The sequence below is a fragment of the Allobosea sp. 2KB_26 genome (assembly GCF_052115715.1).
Lineage (GTDB): Bacteria > Pseudomonadota > Alphaproteobacteria > Rhizobiales > Beijerinckiaceae > Allobosea.
The window spans coordinates 200,279-221,799 of sequence record NZ_JBFRHE010000008.1; the positions used below are offsets into that span (position 1 = coordinate 200,279).

At 62.4% G+C, this 21,521-nt stretch carries 19 protein-coding genes; 8 read left to right on the forward strand and 11 right to left on the reverse strand.

The window, feature by feature from the left end; all coding sequences use genetic code 11:
* Positions 1–42 precede the first annotated feature (42 nt).
* A complete protein-coding gene (locus AB4099_RS21640) occupies positions 43–705 on the reverse strand; it encodes a flavin reductase family protein (RefSeq protein WP_113511342.1) in 663 nt (220 codons plus the stop codon).
* A gap of 153 nt (positions 706–858) precedes the next feature.
* Between AB4099_RS21640 and AB4099_RS21645 the strand changes: the two genes are divergently transcribed.
* Positions 859–1,500 (forward strand): GntR family transcriptional regulator, encoded by a 642-nt coding sequence (locus AB4099_RS21645; protein ID WP_441479583.1) that lies wholly within the window; start codon positions 859–861, stop codon positions 1,498–1,500.
* Between the two features lie 140 nt (positions 1,501–1,640).
* On the opposite strand, the gene AB4099_RS21650 is transcribed toward AB4099_RS21645, so the two are convergent.
* Complete coding sequence (locus AB4099_RS21650) at positions 1,641–2,021, reverse strand: phasin family protein (RefSeq protein ID WP_113511338.1); 381 nt, start codon at positions 2,019–2,021, stop codon at positions 1,641–1,643.
* Between the two features lie 843 nt (positions 2,022–2,864).
* Between AB4099_RS21650 and AB4099_RS21655 the strand changes: the two genes are divergently transcribed.
* Positions 2,865–3,503, forward strand: coding sequence for a DedA family protein (locus AB4099_RS21655; RefSeq protein ID WP_113511332.1), 639 nt, complete (start codon positions 2,865–2,867; stop codon positions 3,501–3,503).
* Between the two features lie 64 nt (positions 3,504–3,567).
* Here AB4099_RS21655 and AB4099_RS21660 read toward each other — a convergent pair whose 3' ends face one another.
* The 7 genes from AB4099_RS21660 to AB4099_RS21690 all read right to left on the reverse strand — a co-directional run bounded on the left by AB4099_RS21660 (position 3,568) and on the right by AB4099_RS21690 (position 11,649).
* Positions 3,568–5,634 (reverse strand): alkyl/aryl-sulfatase, encoded by a 2,067-nt coding sequence (locus tag AB4099_RS21660; RefSeq protein ID WP_113511326.1) that lies wholly within the window; start codon positions 5,632–5,634, stop codon positions 3,568–3,570.
* 250 nt (positions 5,635–5,884) lie between these two features.
* Positions 5,885–6,742 (reverse strand): hypothetical protein, encoded by an 858-nt coding sequence (locus tag AB4099_RS21665; RefSeq protein WP_441479584.1) that lies wholly within the window; start codon positions 6,740–6,742, stop codon positions 5,885–5,887.
* A gap of 210 nt (positions 6,743–6,952) precedes the next feature.
* Complete coding sequence (locus AB4099_RS21670) at positions 6,953–7,951, reverse strand: HAD family hydrolase (protein WP_441479622.1); 999 nt, start codon at positions 7,949–7,951, stop codon at positions 6,953–6,955.
* A gap of 75 nt (positions 7,952–8,026) precedes the next feature.
* Positions 8,027–8,422 carry a hypothetical protein gene (locus tag AB4099_RS21675; RefSeq protein ID WP_441479585.1) on the reverse strand — a complete coding sequence of 132 codons (396 nt, stop codon included), beginning with the start codon at positions 8,420–8,422 and terminating at the stop codon, positions 8,027–8,029.
* Between the two features lie 152 nt (positions 8,423–8,574).
* Positions 8,575–8,796: a hypothetical protein gene (locus AB4099_RS21680; RefSeq protein WP_113511313.1), complete on the reverse strand. Its 222-nt coding sequence runs from the start codon at positions 8,794–8,796 to the stop codon at positions 8,575–8,577.
* Positions 8,797–8,894: 98 nt separating this feature from the next.
* Positions 8,895–10,640 carry an arylsulfatase gene (locus tag AB4099_RS21685; RefSeq protein WP_441479623.1) on the reverse strand — a complete coding sequence of 582 codons (1,746 nt, stop codon included), beginning with the start codon at positions 10,638–10,640 and terminating at the stop codon, positions 8,895–8,897.
* An 85-nt stretch (positions 10,641–10,725) separates the two neighbouring features.
* Positions 10,726–11,649: a formylglycine-generating enzyme family protein gene (locus AB4099_RS21690; protein ID WP_441479624.1), complete on the reverse strand. Its 924-nt coding sequence runs from the start codon at positions 11,647–11,649 to the stop codon at positions 10,726–10,728.
* Between the two features lie 429 nt (positions 11,650–12,078).
* Between AB4099_RS21690 and AB4099_RS21695 the strand changes: the two genes are divergently transcribed.
* The 5 genes from AB4099_RS21695 (at position 12,079) to AB4099_RS21715 (ending at position 18,218) form a co-directional block, all read left to right on the forward strand.
* Complete coding sequence (locus AB4099_RS21695; protein ID WP_162767944.1) at positions 12,079–14,292, forward strand: sensor histidine kinase; 2,214 nt, start codon at positions 12,079–12,081, stop codon at positions 14,290–14,292.
* Between the two features lie 7 nt (positions 14,293–14,299).
* Positions 14,300–14,905 carry a response regulator transcription factor gene (locus AB4099_RS21700; protein WP_113511295.1) on the forward strand — a complete coding sequence of 202 codons (606 nt, stop codon included), beginning with the start codon at positions 14,300–14,302 and terminating at the stop codon, positions 14,903–14,905.
* A gap of 100 nt (positions 14,906–15,005) precedes the next feature.
* Positions 15,006–15,356, forward strand: coding sequence for a response regulator transcription factor (locus AB4099_RS21705; RefSeq protein ID WP_441479586.1), 351 nt, complete (start codon positions 15,006–15,008; stop codon positions 15,354–15,356).
* A 48-nt stretch (positions 15,357–15,404) separates the two neighbouring features.
* The gene (locus AB4099_RS21710; RefSeq protein WP_441479587.1) at positions 15,405–17,183 is read left to right on the forward strand and encodes an ABC transporter ATP-binding protein; all 1,779 of its coding nucleotides are present in this window, start codon (positions 15,405–15,407) and stop codon (positions 17,181–17,183) included.
* Between the two features lie 42 nt (positions 17,184–17,225).
* Positions 17,226–18,218 (forward strand): phospholipase D-like domain-containing protein, encoded by a 993-nt coding sequence (locus AB4099_RS21715; RefSeq protein WP_113511280.1) that lies wholly within the window; start codon positions 17,226–17,228, stop codon positions 18,216–18,218.
* Positions 18,219–18,452: 234 nt separating this feature from the next.
* Here the strand turns inward: AB4099_RS21715 and AB4099_RS21720 are convergent, their stop codons facing one another.
* Together AB4099_RS21720 and AB4099_RS21725 are read right to left on the reverse strand one after the other, a co-directional pair.
* Entirely contained in the window at positions 18,453–19,601 is a 1,149-nt protein-coding gene (locus tag AB4099_RS21720; RefSeq protein ID WP_113511274.1) for an HlyD family secretion protein, read from the reverse strand.
* Between the two features lie 11 nt (positions 19,602–19,612).
* Positions 19,613–20,014 (reverse strand): hypothetical protein, encoded by a 402-nt coding sequence (locus AB4099_RS21725; protein WP_441479588.1) that lies wholly within the window; start codon positions 20,012–20,014, stop codon positions 19,613–19,615.
* Positions 20,015–21,062: 1,048 nt separating this feature from the next.
* Here AB4099_RS21725 and AB4099_RS21730 point away from each other — a divergent pair.
* Positions 21,063–21,479, forward strand: a complete 417-nt coding sequence (locus tag AB4099_RS21730; protein WP_113511268.1) for a DUF1236 domain-containing protein — start codon at positions 21,063–21,065, stop codon at positions 21,477–21,479.
* Positions 21,480–21,521: the final 42 nt, after the last annotated feature.

Consider the following 21,521-nt stretch of genomic DNA (forward strand, 5'->3'; position numbering starts at 1 on the left):
CTCTTATTGTTTGGTTCTTCGGCTAGAAAATCGGTGAAACCGTCAGCGCAAGGTGGACCGCCCTTCCAGCCCTTGCCGCGCGTCTCCGTCCGCGCCCGGAACCCGCATCTCGAAGACGTCCTTGACCACCGTGTAGTCAAAATAGCCCAGGCGGGCGATCGGCTTGATCTTCTCGATGTCGAGCTTTCCGCTCGGCAAGATCACACCGTCATCGATATGGATCTTCTCGACCTGGGCGAAGACGATATCGATGGAGCCGACGGGGGAATTGCCTTTGATCCGGTGAGTGCTGACATATCTGCACTCGAACTTGACCGGGCTTTCCCTGACCATGGGAATGCGCGCGTTATCGGCATAGTCGCGGGTGACATTCAGGCGATCGAACTCGCTCTCATGCGCGGGCAAGGCCATCGCGCTGATGTTCACGGCCTCGCGCAGGTCGAAGGTCGCCATGTTCCAGACGAACCAGCCCGTCTCCTCGGCATTGAGGACCGTGTCCTTGCGGCGACCGTCTGGATACTGGTTCGCCGAGAACATCACCATCGGCGGGTCGAAGGTGAGGTTTTGCCACTGGCTGTAGGGCGCGATGTTCTCGACGCCGGCTGCGCTGACGCTCGACAGCCAGCCGATCGGCCGCGGCACCGTGCAGCTCTTGAAGGGCGAAAACGGCAAGGGACTGGGCTCGAGATGAGGGGCGTATTTCAAGGATCATTCCTCCGGCGGCGACATTGAACATCGATAATATGCAACCGATATATCGGATGAATAATGGTTTGGAAAGCCGGCGCGGATGAAGTAGGCGGAATCGAACGCCGCTGCCGGCCTGCGCGGCGAGACAGCGCGGCGCGGAAGGGCGAGATGAACCAGTCGGAAGAAGCCGTCGTCGTGCTGCAGCGCCTCATCGTCCGGGGCGAATTGAAGCCTGGCTCGATGGTCTCGGAGCGTCATCTGATGGAGTTGACCGGGCTCGGCCGGACGCCGGTGCGGGAGGCGATCCAGCGCCTCGCGCTCAGCTACATGGTGAGGATCCACCCCAACAAGGGCATCGAAATCCCCGGCATCTCGATCGAGGATCAGCTCAGCGGCCTGGAGGTGCGGCGCGCCAACGAGTTGCTCGCGGTGGAGCTTGCCTGCGCGCGAGCAACGCAGAAGGACCTTGCGGCGATCGAAAAGCTGGCGGCCGCGCTCGATGGCGAATTCACGCTGCACGACTATTCAGAAACGGTCGGACAGACTCACGCGCTGATCATCGAGGCGGCGCATAATCCCTATCTCGCGGCCCTGATGACGCCGCTGCAGTCCTTGTCGCGGCGCTTCTGGGTGATGCATGTGCGGGACGAGCAGCAGGAGATCGCACGCGGCAAGCGGCTCCACCAGCAGATCCTCAAGGGCATCGCCAGCAGGGATGTGGCCGCGGCCAGCACGGCGTCGCTGACGCTCAACGCCTACCTCGTGGAATTCGCCCTGGCCGTCGTCGGCCGGATGGCAACGCCGCGATAGGCGCAGCGAACCAGGGCAAGGCTCCGCCGGCTGCACCACCACTTGCTATGACGGGCTCACTCTCCGCGCAGCGGCCCCGCCTTAACCTCGCCGGAAGCCTGCCAACCGCCCGGGCAATGACTGCGCGAAGCCGGCCGCGCTCACGCAGCCTTGTGCGAGACCCTGCCTTGCAGAGCCAGCGGCTGCGGTGATTGACCGATGGCCTCTTCGGTCAGCCTGCCGCATTCCTCCATGATCCCCTCGCCGAGATCAGCCAGTGCCTTGCTGTCGTCGATCAGCTTTTCGGACAAGCTCATCGCGGCCTCGATCTGGCCGGCCTGGAACGCCAGAAGGTCATCCGTGTCTTTGATCTCAGCGGCGGCTTTCAGACGCGCGAAGCCCAGGTCCATGCAACTCCGCAGCAGGCCCATCTGCAGCACGCCAAGCTTCTGAGCATTGTCGAGGGCGAGCCTGTTCGTCTCGACTGCGACAGTCAGAGAATTCTTCCACGGTTCCATCAAGTTGTTCGAGAGCTCAGGCATGGTCGCGTCTCCCTTGCTGTGATGGTGGGGCGACAGCGCCTTGCAAGTGGCCGCGCTCGGGCCGCTTTCGGGCGCCCTCGCCAGATCGGATCGCCCCCTCGCGGCGGCCGTCTACAGCGGCCGATATCCGCAAACGAACCAACCGCAGCCTGCCGCAGTCGAGGATGAGGCTCGCGCCGCATGCTGGGATGATGCCAGCGTTGTGCTCGCGGATGATGGCGGTTTCCTGACGGGAGAGCCCGTCGTCCCGGGGGCAAGCCTTGAGGCAGCGCTGCCCGTTGACGAAGTCGTGACCCCGGCCACGAGCCCGGCAGCATCAAGGCCGCTTGCGCCGCCCGCGGGCAGGTTCAAGATGAGATCGAGGCTTGGCTGGCTCCGTCACCGGAATCGAGGTCCGCGACGGGTTCGCTACGTGAGTTCCGTCGTTGCGTCTGGGGGAGCGTCGCATGCTTGTGAGACATCACGTCAGGGCTGTCTGGCTGCGCATCGGGGTCGTGTTGGCTCTCGCCGCACTCTTCGTCGCCCCGATGGCGTTCAAGTAAGGGCGACTGTGCCGGTTGCGCCCCTGGCAGCCACCGGCCCCAGGCTGGCGCTCGTGGGCCAGGCTAAAACCTGAGTCCGCCAAAGATCTTAGACGCAATGACTCAACGTCCACAATAAGATGAAGACGGCGCCTGCGACCGGACTGCGGACAGTCCTGGCCCGGCGTTCCGGTCGACCGTGGAGCCTTCCGCCGCGACTCATCAATTTACTGGCCGGGTGATCCGCCCACCAAGGATGTGCCGATTTTCTTCAGACAGGATACGATAGCCGCTGCGATGATCCAGCGAGGCGACGCGCGGAATGGAACATCTGTTTTCGGCCGTCGAGCCCTATATTCGCGAATATGGCGCTCTCGCCATCTTCGTGATCCTGTTTCTGGAGTCGCTCGGAGCACCTTTGCCGGGGGAATCCGCGCTGATCTTCGCCGGCGTGCTCGCTTCCCGTGGCGAGCTGTCCTTGTCCGCCGTCCTCTTCAATGCCTGGGTGGGAGCTGTGCTCGGCGACAATGTCGGTTACCTGATCGGCCGGACCTTCGGCCGAGCCGTCATACTCAAGCATGGATCCCGGATCGGATTGACACCGGAGCGCTTCAATCGCGTCGAAGCGGTCTTTGCACGTTATGGTCCAGCGACGGTCGCCGCGGCGCGGTTCGTCAACATCCTTCGGCAGCTCAATGGCATCGCCGCCGGCACGATCGGAATGGACTGGCGGCGCTTCCTGCTCTTCAACGCGCTCGGCGGCGCGCTATGGGTTGCCGTCTGGGGTGCCGGCGCCTTCTATTTCGGCACGCACATGTCCGGGATCGCGGCCTATATCCCGCGATGGGGTCATGTTGGGATAAGGGTGCTCCCGCTCGTCCTGGCTGCGATCGCCGCGGTCGTGCTCATCATCTGGCTTTGGCGTCACCGCGGCCGCAAGCAACACGGCTCGCCGCAATAAAGGTCCGAAAAGAAAGCCGAGGAGCTTTCGTGCTCCGGGATGACTGAGCCCTTCGTTGGTTTAGTCAGGGCCCCTCGTAATAGATCGCGTCGTCCTGCAGGATTTCGGGTCTTGGCGAAGTTCCGGTCTCCTTCTTCGTGCCCGGCAGGACTTCGAACCAATTGTCGAACTTGACCATTGTCGAACCGAGCTGCGCGAGCACGGCGGGATTTCCTTCCATCCTGGCCCTTCCGGCCGAGACCTTGTCGGCCAGCTTCGCAGTGCCGATCATCACGTCCTCCAGCTCGCGGCGGTCGATCGTGATCGTCAGATCTGCATCCGCGGCCTGATAGCCGGCGATCGTCGTCAGCGTCGCATTGCTCATCTCGACCACAAACCGCTCGCCATTATCCGGCGTCGAGATATTGATCTTGAACTTCATGCCGTCGGCCTTGCGGCTGTCCATCTGGACCCCGAGGTAATTCAGGAACAGCTCGGTGGTGGTGCCGCGTACGAAGTCGGGACTGCCCGCCTTTGCCGCTTTCACCGCGATGACGCCATCGCGCAGCTCCTTGGCGCCGGCCAGGAAGCTGTTACGCAGGCTCGGGCTCTCGAACTGGTAGCCCATCTGCTCGAACGTGTCGGCGAGGAGATTTTTTGCGTCCTGATTGCCCGGCTCCGCATAGACCAGCTTGTTGAGAATCTCGGTTGCGTGACGGTACATGCCCTGTTCGTAGAGCTCGCGCCCCTTCGCCATCACCTTCGCGGCGCCGCCCATCATCTCCACGTAAAGCGGTGCCGATTCCTCCGGCGACAGTGGGACCAGGGTTGCCGGGTTCAGATCCCAGAATCCAAGGTAACGCTGGATCACGGCCCGGCTGTTATGCAGGTAGGAGCCGTGATAGCCGCGGTCATACCATTGCTGAAGCAGGCTTTTGGGCGGCTCATAGACATTGTGGATCTGGTTGATCGTCACGCCAGAATTCGCCAGATGCAGGACCTGGTTGTTCAGGTTCGCGTACATGTCGCGTTGTCCGCGCATCACCTCGGCAATCCGCGCCTTTCCCCAGCGGGGCCAACTATGCGATGCGAACATCACCTCCGCCTGATCGCCGAACCGGTACAGCGCCTCGTTGATATACTGCGACCACGCCAGCGCATCGCGCACCGGCGCGCCCCGCAAGGTGAGCACATTGTGCTGGCTGGCGACGATGTTCTCCGCGGCCCAGAACGCCTTGAAATCGGGAAACCAGGTGTTCATCTCCGCCGGCGCTTCGGTGCCGGGCGTGTTCTGAAAAACCATCCGCACGCCGTCGATGGTCAATTCCTCGACCGGCTGCTCGATGCTCCGGGTCGGGGGCAGGATCCCGACATCGCCGCTGGCGACTCCCTTGCCGATCGATGAATCGACATGGCCATAAGGGCTCTGAGGCAGCAGGTCGCCATAGGTATAGCTCTTGCGGCGGGTCATCGCGTTGCCGGCATAGAGATTCTCGGAGATGGCCTCGTTGATGAAGCCCTTGGGGGCAATGATCTGCAGCTTTCCTACCGCCAGCGCAGCATCATCCACGACGCCGCGGATTCCGCCGAAATGGTCACCATGGGAATGGGAAATGATCACGGCCACGACGGGGCGTTCGCCGAGTCTCTCGTTGATGAACCTGAGCGCGGCGCGAGATGTTTCCTTGACGGTCAGGGGGTCGATCACGATCCAGCCGGTATTCCCTCGGATGAACGAGACGTTGGCGAGGTCGAAGCCACGGACCTGATAGATGCCAGGCACAACTTCAAACAGGCCATACTCCATGTTGAGCAAGGCCTGGCGCTGCAGTGACGGATGGATGCTGTCATAGTCCTTCCCGTTCAGGAGGAAGTTCCAGTTATCCATGTTCCAAGCCACGTCGCCCTTGTCATTCATGATCTTGCGGTAGGGCGGCGAAGCGATGAAGCCGCGCTTCGCTTCCTGGAAGTCCTGCTTGTCGGCAAGGGGCAATATCCGCCGCTGCTGTTCCTGCGCTTCGATCGTGAATCGCGAAGGCATGTTCCCCTTCGGATGGAAATGCTGCTGCTCCTGCGCGACCGAGGCATCACCAAATGCTCCAGCGACGACTGCGCCAAGCACAAGCGCCAGAATTCTCAATGAGCCGCTCATTTTCTAGCCCTCTGTATTGGCCGAATGAAGCATCAGACGCGGGGGAGGAGATCTCGACGAGGCGGGTCTACGGCCTGCCGGCAGGATGAGAGCTTGCTCCGCCGCGCGGCGGCCGGATGCGGCCCGCACCTGCCTTGCCGGCATCCCTTGTCACGCCGGGTCGATCCCAGGCCGAGGATCGTCTCGACGCGAAGGGAACGACCCTGAGCAGTTTGCGCTTGCCCCACCGGCCCGGCGCACCACGGGGGATCTAGTAGCAGGCCGGATAGGGATAGTACCCGCACTGACCATAGCCGTAGCCATATGGCCGCGTCGCAGCGAGTCCGGCAGCCGCACCCAGCGCCGCCCCACTGGCATACCAAGCGCCATTATAGACCGGCGCATGCCAGTAGGCGCCGCCAACCCGGGCTCGATCATAGGCGCCCCAGCGGTCATAGCCCACACGATCATCCCCCAATCGCGCGTCGCCCAGTCGCGCATCGCCGCCAAACCGATCGCCCGCAAGACCGCCACCAAATCGATCACCTCCGCCGAAGCCGCCCAAGTCGCGCCCGCCAAAATCGCCGCCTCCGAGGCGACCGCCGAACCCGCCGCCGCCGAAGCCTCCGAAGCGGTCGATGAACAACGCCGCCGGCCCGCTCGCCCCGGTGAGGCTCCCCTCGAGGATTGAGACCTCAAAGGTCAGGTTGCCCGCATCGAGTTTCGGCGATCGCAACGTCACCACGGCGTCGCTGACTTTCGAACCATCCCCGCCCAGGACCGATATGGTGGCATTCGGCGGATCCTTGGCGAAATTGTCCTTTCCTTCGTCCCACTGCATGATGAACTGCCTGGTGGCGACGTGGCCGGCGGCGCGCACGGGGCGATCAGCGAAAACGATCGAATTCGCCGAAACACCCGTCAAAGTCAGGGTGTTTCCCTCCAGCTTTGCGCCTGTCGAGTTGATGACGGCGAGCGAGGGAACTGGCCCCGTGGGTGTGGCTACACCGATCGTCTTTTGCAGAGGGATGTTCGGCCGAGGTTCGGTGCCTTGCGCCTGAGCCTCACCCCGCACCGATCCAAGCCCGGCAAGTAGCAAAATGACGCAAGTGAAGTGTTTCGTGAGCATTTGGAGCCTCCCCTGTGGGTGTGCACGCCTCCGCCGGCGCGTGCAAAGAGCCCAGATCGCTCGGCGCAATGCGCTTTCACGGCGTGTCAGAATGAATGAGATGTCCCCTTTCACATTGCGCGCAGCCAGACGGAAACCCTGCACTCGTTCGGCGCCTCGGGACATGCTCCCTGCGCCCTCCCTGCGCCGCGCGGCCGCCGAATGCCGTCCTCACTCCGCGAACGGAAAGATCTTCTTCCAGTCCCGCTTCATGTCGACCACCGTCCATTTATTCACGCCGGCGGCGTCGAGCGCCTTGTCGAGCTTTCCGAAATGCGAATTGCGGTCATACGCGTATTCGCGTTCCGCATCGGTGTGGTGGACGATCAGGCCGAAGCGCGGCCCACCCGACAGCGTGGTCCATTGCAGCATTTCGAGATCCCCGTCGGAGTTCCCGAACGCAGCAATCGGCCGGCGGCCGATATGCTGGTTGATACCCACGGGCTTGCCGACCGTGTCGTCAATGAAGTTGATCTGCGGCAGGCGAAAGATCTCCGGGCTGCCATCGCGCATCTCGAAGCGCGTCTTGATCGAGGAGCCGATGACCTGCTCGGGGGGAATGCCGTAGACCCTGTCGGTCCATGGGCGCATGAACTCGATACCGCCGCCGGAGGCGATATAGGTCTTGAAGCCATTGGCCCGGAGATAGGCGAGCAGTTCCAGCATCGGCTGGTAGACGAGTTCGGTATAGGGCCGCCTGAAGCGCGGGTGGCGCGCCGTCGCCAGCCAGTCCGTGGTGATCTTGGCAAACTCCTCCGAGGTCATGCCGGCATGGGTGACGCCAATCAGCTGCATCAGCCCCTGTTCGCCGGATGCCGCCAAGGCCCGCATGTCGCCCCCGAGGACCGCCTTGAACGGTTGTTTGGTCTTCCAGCCAGGGTTCTGCGGCGCGAGCGCCTTGACGCGATCGAGCACGAAGGCGAGCTGGACATACATCGGCTGCTCGACCCACAGCGTGCCATCATTGTCGAACACCGCGATACGCTCGGCGGGTGCGACGAAGTCGGGACCGCCCTGCGCCGTGACGCGCGAGACGAAATCGGTGATCGATGCCTTGGTCGGGCCCTCGTTCCAGGACGGCAGAGCGTCGGTCTGTGCGGAAGCCGACGAGACGATGAAACTCAAGGGGATGGCGAGGGCCGGCAGAGCCGCCAGGCCTTTGAGCAGCATGCGTCGGTCCAGGTCGACGAGAGAGCTGATCGACTTCATCCTTGCCTTCCTTCCAATGCCGGTGAGAAACAAAACTCAGTACATGAATGGTCCCGGTCCACCCCAGGGTCCGAAATCGAAGGCGTTCTGGTTCATGACCGCTGTCATCTGCTGCTCGTTGGCCAATTTCTGCGCGAAGACCATCTGGCGGAACTGAGCGTATGCCGTCTGGTTGCCGAAATAGACGCATTGGCAGACGATCGGATCCGCGTAGACGTAGATGATCTGCGAATTCTTCACCTGCTGAACGAATTTGTTGGGCGGCAGCTTCTTCATGGCTGCGAGGCGCTGCGGCGTGTTTGCGGGCTGCGGGGTGAAGCCGGCGGCGGAGAGCAGATCCTCCTTCTGCTGCACGGTTTGCGACGTGGACTGGCAACCCGCCAGGGCAAGCCCGAACGAGAGCGCAAGGGCAGTGAAGGCGTGGGATGGCATGACGTCCTCCAGAGATTTCGGGGGAATACAGGTCGATTTCACTCGGGTCCTTGCAACGAAGCCTCGCTTGCTCGCGTCGGGACCCTGGCATGACGAAGGGGGCCAGCCGGGAGGGCTTGGGCCGGATCCTGCGATTCGACCCAAGGCAAGCGTCAGTTTCCGGCAGCGGCGCCGAGCAGATAATCCTTCTGCAATTGCCGCGTGCTTGACGGATAGAGCGTCTGGCATTCACGCCAATAGCCGGACTTCGGCGCTCTGTTATTGGGGTCGGCGCAGATCGCGGCGAGTTGTTGCTGCCTGGATTGCGAACTCTGGCAGCCCGACAGGATCAGTCCGACCGATAACACAATGCCGGTCACGACATAGGTCTTCATGACGTCCTCCTTTGATTGGGGTCCGGGTGCTCGCGAGCCTGGGAGAAGGGAGCAGGCGCCCCCGCGCGGGGCGCCGGCCTGATTGCTTTCGCCAGCGCTCAGTCGGACCGGCCTTTCGAGTTCTTGATCTGGTCCATGACCTGGTCGAGGTTGTAGCTCGCCGGGTCCTGCATCGGCGGGAAGTCCTTGTAGGAGAGGAGTTCCTTCATCCACAGCGCCTGGCCGATCGGCAGCATGTTCCAATCGTAGATATAGGCCGTGGAGGGGGAGCCGATTGTGCCGCCCATGCCCATGAGCGTCTTGTATTGCGAACCGATCGATGTCTCGAAGGGATCACGCTTGATATTGACGACCTGGGCCCAATGGAAGGGGAGCACGCCCGAGATGAAGCCGGCTGGCGAATCGGACACCATCGCGAAATAGATCTTCCAGTTCTTGTAGCGCACCGCCGAAGGGTCCTTGCCGGAATAGTAGAAGAACGTGTCGCGTGCCGATTTGTCCGACCGTCCGAGAAGGTATTCGACCTGGTCGACGCCATCGAGCTTGGTCTTGACGATGCCGGGATAGCTGCCGGCCATGATGCGCTGGTTCAGCGCATCGCCCTTGTCTCCGCCCGCGAGGTTGACGAGGGTCGGCAGCCAGTCGAGCGACGCGAAGATGTCATTCTTGATTGTGCCTGGCCGGATGCCGCCGGCTGGCCAGCGGACGAGGAGCGGCGCGCGCATGCCGCCTTCCCAGGTGCTCAGCTTGCCGCCCTTGAAGGGCGTGGTGCCGCCGTCCGGGAAGGTGATCGTCTCGGCACCGTTGTCGGTGGTGAACACGACAATCGTGTTGTCGAGCTGGCCCATGTCTTGCAGTTTCTTGAGCACGACGCCGATATTGTCATCCAGCTGCTTCATGCCGGCCTCGTTGAGACCCCAGTCCTTGCCGCCGGGCTCGCCGATCATGGCCTCGTATTTCGGCGACAGCATCGTCGTGATGTGCATGCGGGCCGGGTTGTACCAGGCGAAGAACGGCTTGTTGGTCCGCCTTGGGTCGTTGCGCTCGAGGAAGTCGACGACCTTGGCCGAGATCTCCTCGTCCACCGTCTTCGAGCGTTCCAGGGTCAGCGGACCTTCGTCCCGGCAGGTCTGATTGGCTGCGGTGCCATTGGAGGAGGTGCAGGAAATCACGGGGCGTGGCGGCGTCAGGCAAACGGTTGTTCTTGGATCCACCGCGCCGGGAACCGCGGGAAGGCCCGGGATCGGCGTATTCAGGCATGGCGGAGCCACGGTCTGCTGGGTGGGGGTCCTGTTGATGTCGGGGAAGCTCACGCCCTGCATCGCATCGAGATGATACAGATAACCCCAGAACTCCTGGAAGCCGTGCGCGGTCGGCAACGCATCCGTGTGGTCGCCGAGATGGTTCTTGCCGAACTCCCCGGTGTTGTAGCCGAGATCGATCAGGAATTTCGCCAGCGCCGGCGTGCCTGGCCGCAGATAGGACGGGCTGCCCGGCAGCTGGGGCGGGATCATGCCGGTTCGCAGTGGGTGCATGCCGGTGAAGAAGGCATTGCGGCCGGCCGTGCAGCTCTGTTCGGCGTAATAATGCGTGAAGAGCGCGCCTTCCTGGCCGATCCGGTCGATATTGGGCGTTTCCCCGACCATCAGCCCGCGGTGATAGATGCTCGGCTGCATGATGCCGATGTCATCGCCCATGATGAACAAGATGTTCGGCCGGGACGGCGCCTGGGCCGGTGCTTGTGCCGGGGCCTGCGCGACGGCCGGAGTCAACGCTGCGGCACAAATGAGCGCGGTGGCGCCCAGGAGAGCCGTTCGCGTCGTTTCGCGAGCGCTGGCAAGCATGCGACGGAGCCCCCATCGGTTATCATCTGGGGCAGTGCTCGTTGTTCCGGCGAGAATGTCATGCTTCACGGCATATCCTCCTCTTTTAGATCTTCGAGACGCCGCGCCGGACGCAGCGGAAGCCAATATGGCTTGCCGAGGTGTCGACGAGTTGGGGGTGGCGTGCCGCCGGGCGGTAGCGGCGGCAGTAATTGGGCGCACACAAGTGTGAGCCGCCCTTCAGGACCCTGCGCGGGATCCTGAGTTCCGGATGGCATGGGTCGTAGCTCTGCTCCTCGCGGCCGCCGCGCGGGTTTTGCGGGATGCAGCACGCCTTTGGCGCGTCAGCGGTGTGCCTCGCCACGTAGAAATCGCTCGTCCATTCCCAGACATTGCCGATCATGTCGTAGAGGCCATAGCCATTGGGCGGGAAGGCGGTGACGGGCGAGGTGCGCGTAAACCCGTCCTGCGCGAGATTCTGTCGCGGGAAATCGCCCTGCCAGGTGTTGGCCATGTGCTGGCCGCCGGGCGTGAACTCGGCGCCCCACGCGAACTCCGCGCCGTCGAGGCCGCCGCGGGCCGCGAACTCCCACTCGGCCTCGGTCGGCAGGTCCATGCCGGCCCAGCGCGCATAAGCCAGCGCATCAGCAAAGGCGACGTGCGCCACGGGATGGTTGTCGAGCCCGTGGATGCTGCTCTTCGGGCCGTAGGGATCCCGCCAGTCAGCGCCCTTCAAGTAAGTCCACCACTCGCCCCAGAAGCGCAGGTCAGCGGGATGGTCGGGTGGCGAGAAGACGAGCGAACCCGCATAGAGCATCTCCGGCCGGGCCGCCGGGTAATCTTTCGGGTCCGGTCGCCTCTCCGCACATGTGATGTGGCCGGTAGCGCGAACGAAGTCGCGGAACTGGCGGTTCGTGACCGGCGTCCGGTCCATCCAGAAGCTGTTCACGGTCACCCGGTGGACCGGAGCCTCCTCAGGGTAATGTCGATCCGACCCCATGCTGAACGTGCCGCCCGGTATGACAAGCATATCTCGCGGAGGCGCAGTTCCCGCACTCAGCGAGCGTTTCAGAGGATCGCTGGAGGCCGCGAGCGGTCGTGCCGTGATTTCAAGATTTCGCATGAAACACTCTCTGAGTGCTCGGCTCTCAAGCAGGCTCTACCGATAAAGTGAGCGTCCCTCTACTGGACCATGGCCCAGTATCGGGGCTTTCCGGGCTCCAGGATATCCCGGGGCTCCGCGGTCAAGGTTCAACCGCTGACACCATGCTTGTGCCGAAAGGGACCGGGCGCCCAGGAGCCTCGGCTCGGCAAAAATGCATCTCGACAGGGTAGAGGTGAGGCTGAATAATGCCGCCCTCCAGAACTTCGAGACCTTCCACGTGTCCCTGCGGTAGGAAAGATGGAAGTTCGTTTACAACTTGTAGCAAAGACCACGCGAGGCATTGGAGCGTTGGGCTTGCTCCTTCTGGTGCTCGCCTTCCCTTGGCTGGCTCCGCCAGCGCGGTCGCAGCGGAAACCAGCGCGCATCCTTCTTCTTCATGCGTTCAACTATACATTCCCGGCCACGACGGCCATAAGCGAGGCCGCGCGGAAGCGACTGTTGGAGCGCGCTCCTCACAAGATCGAGATCGATGGGGAGTTCCTTGACCTCGCGCGCAGTTCCGACCCCGCGCACGAGGACCGGACGGCCGCTTTTCTGCGTGACAAATACGCGCATTCACCGCCGGACGTCATCGTCACCCTGGGGAGCCTGGCACTGCCGTTCATCATCAAGCACCGCGCCACGATCGCTCCCGCCGTACCCGTCGTGTTCACGAGCATCTCTCCGGCGACCTATTCGGCTTCACGGCCGCCACCCGATGTCACCGGGATCATCACCGAGTTTGATCTGGAAAGGACGCTCGCATTGGCGAAGCTGCTTCAACCCAACTCTCGGAAGGTCGTGGTGATTGCCGGGAGTGCTGAAGTCGATCGCCGATGGCAAACCCAAGCGCGGACGACGCTGCAAGCTCATGCCGAACTTGACGCCACGTACCTCTTTGGGTTGCCGTATGACACGCTCGTTGTAGAGTTGGGACGTGTTCCAGTCGATGCGATCGTTATCGTCCTGACGGTTTTCGCAGACGGCACGGGCAAGAGTTTTGTTCCGGCCGAGGTCGCGTCGGCGCTGGCCGCGCTTTCTCCCGCTCCCGTCTATTCACCCTACGATACCTATCTGGGCAATGGCACGGTTGGCGGCTTCATCGAGACGTTCGAGTCTGTCGGCATAGCCGCAGCCGACCTCGCACTTGAAATCATTGCAGGCGCTGACCCGGCCGGGCTCCCGCCACGAACCAATCCCGGACAGAGCTACCGTGTCGATGCCAGGGCGATGCAGCGTTGGAATCTGGGGGAAAGCAATCTCCCCGCCGACACTGTGGTCATGTTCAAGACGCCGACGCTCTGGGACCAGCATCACAATCTGGTGCTTGCGGCCCTCGGCATCTCTGCATTGCAGATGGCCGTTGCCGGTGCCCTGCTGCTCCAGAGGCGCAGAAGACAGCGTGCCGAAGCCCTGCTCAAGGAGAGCGAGGAACGGATGACCTTTACGGCGGCGTCCGTGAATCTGGCCCTCTGGCAATTCGATCGCGAGACCGATGCGCTCTGGGCGACCGAGCACGCGCGGGCTCTGTTCGGTCTTGGGGAACATACTCCCCTCACTCGCGATGCGCTCCTTGCTGCAATCCATCCCGAAGATCGTGCGGGAGCGATGAACTCGCTCACAAAGGCGGCCAACAGCGACCAGTCGGCCGTCGCAGACGTTCGCGTCATGCGGGACGACGAGCCGCGCTGGATACGGATTCGCGCGCGGTTTCATCCCGACCCCGGGGGCGATTCGAAGCAGCTCAGCGGAATCTTCATTGACGTTACCGACCAGAAGATGGCCGAGATCGAAACGGCCCTGCAACGCCAGGAGGTGGCACATCTGATGCGGGTTTCGGTGCTGGGCGAACTGTCGGGCGCGATCGCCCATGAGATCAATCAGCCGCTGACGGCAATCCAGTCGAATGCGGAAACGGGGCTCGATTTGCTTGCCGCGGCTTCGCCTGACCTGGCCGAGCTCCGCGATGTGTTGCAGGATATCGTCGACGATAATCGTCGGGCCAGCAATGTCATCCAGCGCTTGCGTAACCTGCTCAAGAAAGGGCAGACCACATCTGTTCCCGTCGATGTGAATGAGCTCGTCACGTCGACGCTTTCCTTGCTCCATAACGAACTCGTCAGTCGCAGGATCAGTGTAAGCCTTGAACTGGCGGGCGAACTGCCCACGACGGTTGCGGACCCCGTCCAGCTGCAGCAGGTCCTGCTCAACCTCCTGGTCAACGCCATGGACGCGATGGCTTCCACCCCGACGCCCGAACGAAACATCGCCGTTTCGACGTTGCGTACGCCTACGGAGATGATCGAAGTCCGCGTCAAGGATTGCGGACCCGGGATTCAGCCCGAGGCGGCAAGCCACGTGTTCGAGCCCTTTTACACGACCAAGCCAAACGGACTTGGGCTCGGACTGGCGATTTGCTCGACCGTCGTCGAGGCCTATGGTGGCGAGGTCGAACTCGCGAACGACGAGACGGGTGGAGCGGTCGCGAGCCTCTTGCTGCCAGCGCAATCGCTGAACCCGGCGGAGTGAGCGCCCGATGTTTACGGTCTTCCTCGTTGATGACGACGAAGCCATCATCAAGGCGTTATCGCGGCTTCTCGGGACAAGGCGATACGAGGTTGCGGCATACACGTCCTCGCAGGACTTTCTCGCCGATCATGACGCTTCGATTCCAGGCTGCGCGGTCGTTGACCTCTGCATGCCTGGACATGACGGCCTTGAACTTCAGCAGGCACTGACAGCCAAAGGGACCAGTCGGCCGGTCATCTTTCTCACCGGCAAGGGCGACATTCCAACGACGGTGCGTGCGATGAGGGCGGGCGCCGTCGATTTCCTGACCAAGCCGGTTAGCGCCCAGGATCTGGTGGCTGCAATAGAACGCGCGAGGGAAGCGGATTCCCGCGCCCGGCAAGCGCAAGCCGAACTCGACTCGGTTGAGAGCAGAATTGCGACCTTGACGCCCCGCGAGCGTGAGGTTCTGACATATGTGGTCGCGGGAAAGCTGAACAAGCAGATCGCATACCAGCTCGGCACCGTCGAAAAGACGATCAAGTTCCACCGCGGGGCGATCATGAAGAAGCTTGGCGTTCGCATGGTCGCCGACCTGGTGCGCCTGGCAGAAAAGGCCGGCATCTCCGCGTAGTCGCCACGCGCTGCGTACTGGCCCAACGGTCAGGTCGACAACCCGCAAAAAGCGCCTCACGTTCCGCCCCATGGGGCAGGATTCTTCCTGGATCGCTATCGTGGACGACGATCCGTCCGTACTGAAGTCCCTGAGTCGGACGCTGAGGATTCGCGGCTATGAGACGAAGATCTTCAACTCAGCTCAGGAGTTTCTGACGGCCTTGCCCGGAGGGACGCCTGCCTGCCTGATCCTCGACGTACAGATGCCGGGCGTGACCGGCCTCGAGCTTCACCATCACCTGATCAAGGCCGGCATCCATATTCCGACGATCGTCATTACGGCACATCGTGACGGGGTGCGCGAGCCCTCTCAACCCTCGGACATCGTCGCGGTTCTTTCGAAGCCATTGCGGAACGAGACCCTGTTCGACGCGCTTGGGGCTGCGCTCGGACCGGCCAGGGAAAAATGATCCTGTGAATGTGCCGAGCCGAGACGGACCCCGTGCAGGAGGTGGCGAATGACACGGCTGGTGCTGGACCTACTCCGCCCTTATCGTGGCTGGCTGATCATCGCCTTTGGCGCAATGCTGGTCGAAATTGCCGCGAGCCTCGCCGCGCCCTGGCCCCTGAAGCTGGTCCTGGACGATGCGCTCGGCAACCATCACTTGCCTGAATGGCTCGCATGGCTGCATCAGTACGGGTTCAGTCGGAATACGACCGGTGTCGCGATTTTCGCAGGACTCGCAACGCTGCTCATTGCCATCATCGGCGGGATCGCGACCTATCTGGACAATTACTACACCACCAGCATTGGCCAGTGGATTGCCAATGATCTGCGCATCCGCATCTATGAGCACCTGCACCGTCTGTCGCTGCGCTACTATCAGAATGCCAAGATCGGGGCGCTGATCTCGACGATCACCTCCGACGTCTCGACCCTTCAGAGCTTCGCCTCGTCCTCGACGTTGAGTATCGTCGTCGACCTTCTCACGATCGTCTTCATGGTCGGGCTGATGTTCTGGCTCGACTGGGACTTCACCTTGATCGCGATCGCCGTCATTCCCTTCCTTCTGGTTTTCATCATGCGCTTCAAGCGGGCGGTGAAAGAGGCTACGCGCCTGGTGCGCGTCCGGCAGAGCGAAGTCCTGGCAGTGGTGGAACAGGGCTTGGGCTCGGTCCGGGCGGTCAAGGCGTTCGGCCGGCAGGATCTCGAACTCGCGAATCTGCAGGATGTGAGCCAGGCGACGGTCGATGCGGCGCTGAAGGCGCGGCGGGTCAAGTCCCTGCTGTCACCCGTGGTCAGCATCGTGGTTGCATTCTGCACGGCCATCGTTCTCTGGAAGGGAACGGGGCTGATCATCGCAGGCGCGATGACGGCCGGGTCGCTGACGGTCTATCTCGCCTATCTCTCGAAGTTCTTCAAACCCGTTCAGGATCTTGCGAGCGCCACGACGGCAATCGCACAGACGACCGTCGCGCTGGAACGCATCCAGACGATCCTCGCCGCCGACGACATTATCCGCGAGCGCGCCGATGCCGTCGATCCGGGGCGCGTCAAGGGCGCGATCACCTTCGAGCATGTCGCGTTCGGCTACGAGGCCGATGTCCCTGTGCTGCAGGACGTTTCCTTCTCGATCGCGCCAGGGCAGGTCGTCGGCATCGTCGGGCCGACAGGTTCCGGCAAGTCCACCGTGCTGAGCCTGCTGCCACGCTTCTATGACGCGAAGAGTGGGCGCATTCTGATCGACGGCACCGATGTCGGCGCGTTCAAACTCGCCGCCCTGCGCGCCCAGATTGGTTTCGTGCTGCAGGAGACGGTGCTGTTTCGCGGGACGATCCGGGAGAACATCGCCTATGGGCGGCCCGGAGCGACAGACGAGGACGTGGTCGCAGCGGCCAGGATCGCCAATGCCGACGAGTTCATCGCCCGCATGCCGCATGGCTATGATTCCATGGTCGGGGAGCGCGGCGATACGTTGTCGGGCGGCCAGCGCCAGCGTATCGGCATCGCCCGGGCCGTCGTTCGTGACAGCCCGATCATGATCCTCGACGAGCCGACCGCGGCGCTCGATACTGAATCCGAGCACCTGGTGATCGAGGGGCTGCGGCGGCTGATGGAGGGCCGCACCGTCATCATGATCGCCCATCGCCTCAGCACGATCCGAAATGCAGACAAGATCATCGTGCTGAAAGACGGGATCGTCGCGGAAGAGGGCTCGAATGAGGAGCTGATTGCCCGCGGCGGGATTTATGCCGAACTCAACCGGGCTCAATTCGAAACGGTCGCGGCCAAGTGAGACCGCCCCACCCATGCCTGCGCATCTCAAGGAGTGCCGGCCATGTCGCACAGACTGATTGTCCTTCCCGACGATACCCCCGAGGCCATCCTGGCGCCGATCAACGCCGCCACGCGGGCGCTTAATATCAGGATGTTCCTATTCACGGACCCGACCCTGCTCGGCGCCGTGCTCGCGGCGAAGCAACGCGGTGTCCAGGTGCGCGTCATGCTCAACCCGGCGCGACGCGATGGCGCGAGCGAGAACGAGGAGACGCGCCAGGTGCTCGATGCCGCCGGCATCGAGGTGCGCGACAGCAGCCCGGCCTTTGCGCTCACCCACCAGAAGTCGATGGTGATCGACGATACGATCGGCTTCGTGGAGTCGCTGAACTGGGAGACGCGGGATCTCACCGAGACGCGCGACTATGCCGTCACCACCACCGACAAGCTGGAAGTCGCGGAGATGGTGCGCTGCTTCGAGGCGGACTGGGTACAGACGGAATTCGAGCCCGATCCTGCATCGAAGCTGATCTGGTGCCCCAATAACGGCCGCGAACGGATCGCTGCGTTCATTGACGACGCCAAGAAAACCTTATGGCTGCAGAATGAACGTTACCAGGACACGGTAATCATCGAGCGTCTCGTCCGGGCACTGAACCGCGGTGTTGAGGTCCACATCATGGCGCGACAGCCGCACAAGCTGAAGAGCGACAAGCTGGTGGAAGGTGTCGGAGGCCTGCGGATCATGGAAGATGTCGGAGCCAAGATCCATCGGCTGAAGAATCTGAAGCTGCATGGCAAGATGCTCCTGGCCGACGAGAAACGCGCGATCGTCGGCTCGATCAACCTGACCCCTGGCAGCTTCGATGCGCGGCGCGAACTCGCCATCGAAACCGACGCCCATCATCTCGTCGAGCGCCTGGTCGAAGTCTCGCATCATGACTGGAAGCATTCGCACCGGCTGGACCTGTCGGACGAAGGATTACTGGCCGACCTGCAGAAGCACGGTGTCGATGGCGCCAGCAAACTCGCGATAGCAAACAAGGATCCATAGGCTGGGATGGGCTCGTACAGGCCCACAAGCTCAGGCCTCCGATCGGAGCCGCCGACTGGCAGCTCAGGGCCCAGCTCCAGTTCCTGTTCCCGAAATGAAGCGAGCCACGTCGGACCCGCTCCAAGGTGGAGAGCCAAATCTGGTCAGGGGTCCGCCCCCCTGCTCTACCGTCCAGATGCGGCTGACGATGCCTTTGGCCCAGCATGGTCGCAGCAGGGGCCAGCGCCAATTCACTTATTGCAGTGGATATAGCCAGTTTGCCCAGGAGTAGGCGCGGATGGCCACCCTCCTCAGGGCAGCGAAGCCGCCGCCGCCCGTATAGATCGCGGCGATACCTTGGGCGCCGATTGGAAATTGTAGCTGATCGACTGCATCGAGATGGATCTTCACAGCGAAGAGCCCCTCGGCCATGCGCTCACCCTGCGCGGTAAAGACAGGCAGGTCGGCGGTCGGCAGCATCTGGCCCTGGCCCGTGCCCCACCAGATGCTGTCGACCCTGCCTTTGAAGATCTGCCCTGGATAGAGATCGATGGCGATCTCGACCGATTGGCCGCCCTTCACATATTTCAAGTTCTCTTGACGAAATAGTCCGAGAACGTAGCGGTCGTCGTCGACTACGAGGGCAGCAATCGCGCCAATCCGCACAATTCCCACGACCATGCCGGGGCGAGCCTGCAAATTGACGATCCGTCCGTCAGCCGGGGCAACGATCGTGGTGTGGGAAAGGTAGTAGCGTGCTTGGCCAAGCTGGGCCTGAATATCGGCGACCGCCGTATTGACCCCGTTGATTTGGGCCTCTGCGAGCTGGCGCGCTGCGTCCAGTTCACCGACTGCCGCGAGATGGGCAGCCTCCGCGCCGTTGACGCGGCTTTGCCACTTCTGGATGTCATCCTCGCGCGCAGCCTGCTCTCGCGCCAGTTTGTCGAAGATCCCCTTCTGAAAGAGTTCGTAGTCCAGTTCGGTCTTGAGCTTCGCCGCCCGTTGGACAGCAATCTCGACATTCGTCGTCAGAATGCGAGCGTTCTGACGCGCAGCTTCCAACTGCGCCTCGAGTTGCTGCACACGCAAGGCATAGAGCGTCGGATCAAACTTGAAGAGTGGCTGGCCCTTACGAACCGGAACGTTATCGGTCACGAGCACTTCGGTCAGAACAGTCGGATCTGTCAGCCGCGGGATGAGTTGGACAGTGTGCTGCACGACCACCGCCCGGTAGGAGCCAGGGGCGACGAAACGCATGCCGATCAGAAAGATCAGGATGACATGCAGGCCAACCATGGCTGAGACCACGCCCCAGCCGACCGAGAAGCGCAGCCATTTCAAGCGGAAGAAGACCAGCCAGATCAGCGCGACGTAAACGGTCGTAATCGCGAGCGCGATAAACATGGCTCGGCCCGTCAGGTTTGACGTGACGCGGGTGGGGAAGCATCCGGCGGAGCGCGTGGCGGGGCGGTCGGTTGGTCTTCCGACGCACTCGCACGGGACTTGCTTTTCATGTTTTGGATCATCTCGGCGACAGCGCGCCGCTCCTCAGCCGGCCAGCGTCTGAGATCGACGACGTCCGTCGGCTTGAACGCCCACATAAGGGCCTGCATCCACGGCACGACCGCAAGAAAGCCGAGCCATCCCATGAGATTGACGGCTTCCGCCTCGGGGTGATTTCGGGCAAGCGCCAAACGCCCCGGCAAACCCAAAATCAAGACCAGCGCGCCAAGAATGCCCATTCCACAGACTGCGAACGCGCCAAAGGTTACGACATCCCATCCATCGATCTGAACACCACCCAGTGTCACGTTCATGTCTCCCTTCAGTCCATCGAAAAGGGGGAAATATCAGCAGCAGAAGACGATGTGATGCCGTTCGTCGCGAGCAGCTGCCCGTCCGCGAGCCCCCGACGGGGAGAATGCAGATTTTGCTGCGACTCCTCATTCCTCCCGTTGTTAAATCCAGCGGTGCGCTGCGCGCGTGTGAGGTGTGAGGTTGAGCCAAGGCTCAACCTCACACGCGCCAATGCAGCAACGACATGGGCTCGCGATAATGCGTCAGCCCACGAGCGCACGATACCTAGCCCTTGGGGCAGGTACCCTTGCCCCCTTGCGACACCCGAGCTAGCCCTTTCGTCGCCGCGCCAAGGCCGCAAAACGCTCCCGACAAATATGACTGGCGGCACGTGAGGTACCCTCGGCACACGTCCCCTGCGTGAGCCGGCACGACCGAGATTTCCGGGCGCCTTCTCCGCCTGGAGCGTCAGGCACTCTGACACGGCCCAAGTGCCGATATGCCAGTCGGAGGACACGACATCGCCCCGCTGCTGCCGGTTTAGGACCCGCTCGACCCTCCGGCTTCCCTCAATGCCGCGGTCGACACGCTGCGCAAGCGGGGGCTGAGCAATACGCAAACCGCAACAGGTTCTCTGGCGGCATTTTCAAAGAACCGGTTCGAGGCAGCTATCCAACCTCTGCTTACGACGCGCTTCTTCCGGGTTCGTGAGCGAGAGGCCTAGCCACGCAGTGGGCAGCCACCGCTCCCGGCAGCGGCGCGACCACTCCTTCAGGGTCTGTGCGGCTCGCGTTAAACTGAAGCCTATTGCATATGGAAAGGCCGAATTGGCCGGCCATGTCCGTTCAATCGCGAGGGAGGTACCGAGGAAATCCCCATCGCGCCGATCCAACTCTAATGCTGAATCGATAAACCGGGACCTCGCTCCAGCAATTTTTAATCCTCACCGCGCCAGTCGGCACGATTCAAAAATAAAATTGGAACTTCTTTGTACCGAGTACATTTAAGTGCTAGGTGGTCAGCTTGTTGGATATTCCTTCCGGCCGGTTCACGCGAAGGATTACTTCCATGTTGAAGAGATTTATTCTTATCGCCGCGATTTCCGCCATTCCGATGACCGCTTTCGCCCAGAACGCACCGGCAGCCCAGGGCGGCGCGCTCGGCGGCGCGGCGACCGGAGCGGTCGGCGGTGCGATTGTCGGTGGCCCGGTCGGTGCCGTCGTCGGCGGGGTCGGGGGTGCCGTGGTCGGCGCGATCGTCGGCGATCAGACACCGCGCTTCCAGGCCTATGTCGTGGAGCAGCGCCGTCCGTCCTACAGCTATGCCGAGCCGCTGGCCGTCGGCGTGACACTCCCGAACGAGGGCGTCATCTACTACGACGTGCCGCCCGAATACGGCCAGACCAGCTACCGCTATACTGTCGTGAACGACCGCACCGTGCTGGTTGATCCAAGGACACGCAGAGTCGTGCAGGTCCTTCAGTAGAGTGCCTCGATTGCTTTGCGGGTGATGGCGCAAGACGCGCTG

Coding starts and splice junctions, on each gene's coding strand:
- AB4099_RS21645 (WP_441479583.1), top strand. CDS start 859: ATGAACCAGTCGGAAGAAGCCGTCGTCGTGCTGCAGCGCCTCATCGTC.
- AB4099_RS21650 (WP_113511338.1), bottom strand. CDS start 2,021: ATGCCTGAGCTCTCGAACAACTTGATGGAACCGTGGAAGAATTCTCTG.
- AB4099_RS21655 (WP_113511332.1), top strand. CDS start 2,865: ATGGAACATCTGTTTTCGGCCGTCGAGCCCTATATTCGCGAATATGGC.
- AB4099_RS21660 (WP_113511326.1), bottom strand. CDS start 5,634: ATGAGCGGCTCATTGAGAATTCTGGCGCTTGTGCTTGGCGCAGTCGTC.
- AB4099_RS21665 (WP_441479584.1), bottom strand. CDS start 6,742: ATGCTCACGAAACACTTCACTTGCGTCATTTTGCTACTTGCCGGGCTT.
- AB4099_RS21670 (WP_441479622.1), bottom strand. CDS start 7,951: ATGCTGCTCAAAGGCCTGGCGGCTCTGCCGGCCCTCGCCATCCCCTTG.
- AB4099_RS21675 (WP_441479585.1), bottom strand. CDS start 8,422: ATGCCATCCCACGCCTTCACTGCCCTTGCGCTCTCGTTCGGGCTTGCC.
- AB4099_RS21680 (WP_113511313.1), bottom strand. CDS start 8,796: ATGAAGACCTATGTCGTGACCGGCATTGTGTTATCGGTCGGACTGATC.
- AB4099_RS21685 (WP_441479623.1), bottom strand. CDS start 10,640: ATGCTTGCCAGCGCTCGCGAAACGACGCGAACGGCTCTCCTGGGCGCC.
- AB4099_RS21690 (WP_441479624.1), bottom strand. CDS start 11,649: ATGCTTGTCATACCGGGCGGCACGTTCAGCATGGGGTCGGATCGACAT.
- AB4099_RS21700 (WP_113511295.1), top strand. CDS start 14,300: ATGTTTACGGTCTTCCTCGTTGATGACGACGAAGCCATCATCAAGGCG.
- AB4099_RS21710 (WP_441479587.1), top strand. CDS start 15,405: ATGACACGGCTGGTGCTGGACCTACTCCGCCCTTATCGTGGCTGGCTG.
- AB4099_RS21715 (WP_113511280.1), top strand. CDS start 17,226: ATGTCGCACAGACTGATTGTCCTTCCCGACGATACCCCCGAGGCCATC.
- AB4099_RS21720 (WP_113511274.1), bottom strand. CDS start 19,601: ATGTTTATCGCGCTCGCGATTACGACCGTTTACGTCGCGCTGATCTGG.
- AB4099_RS21725 (WP_441479588.1), bottom strand. CDS start 20,014: ATGAACGTGACACTGGGTGGTGTTCAGATCGATGGATGGGATGTCGTA.
- AB4099_RS21730 (WP_113511268.1), top strand. CDS start 21,063: ATGTTGAAGAGATTTATTCTTATCGCCGCGATTTCCGCCATTCCGATG.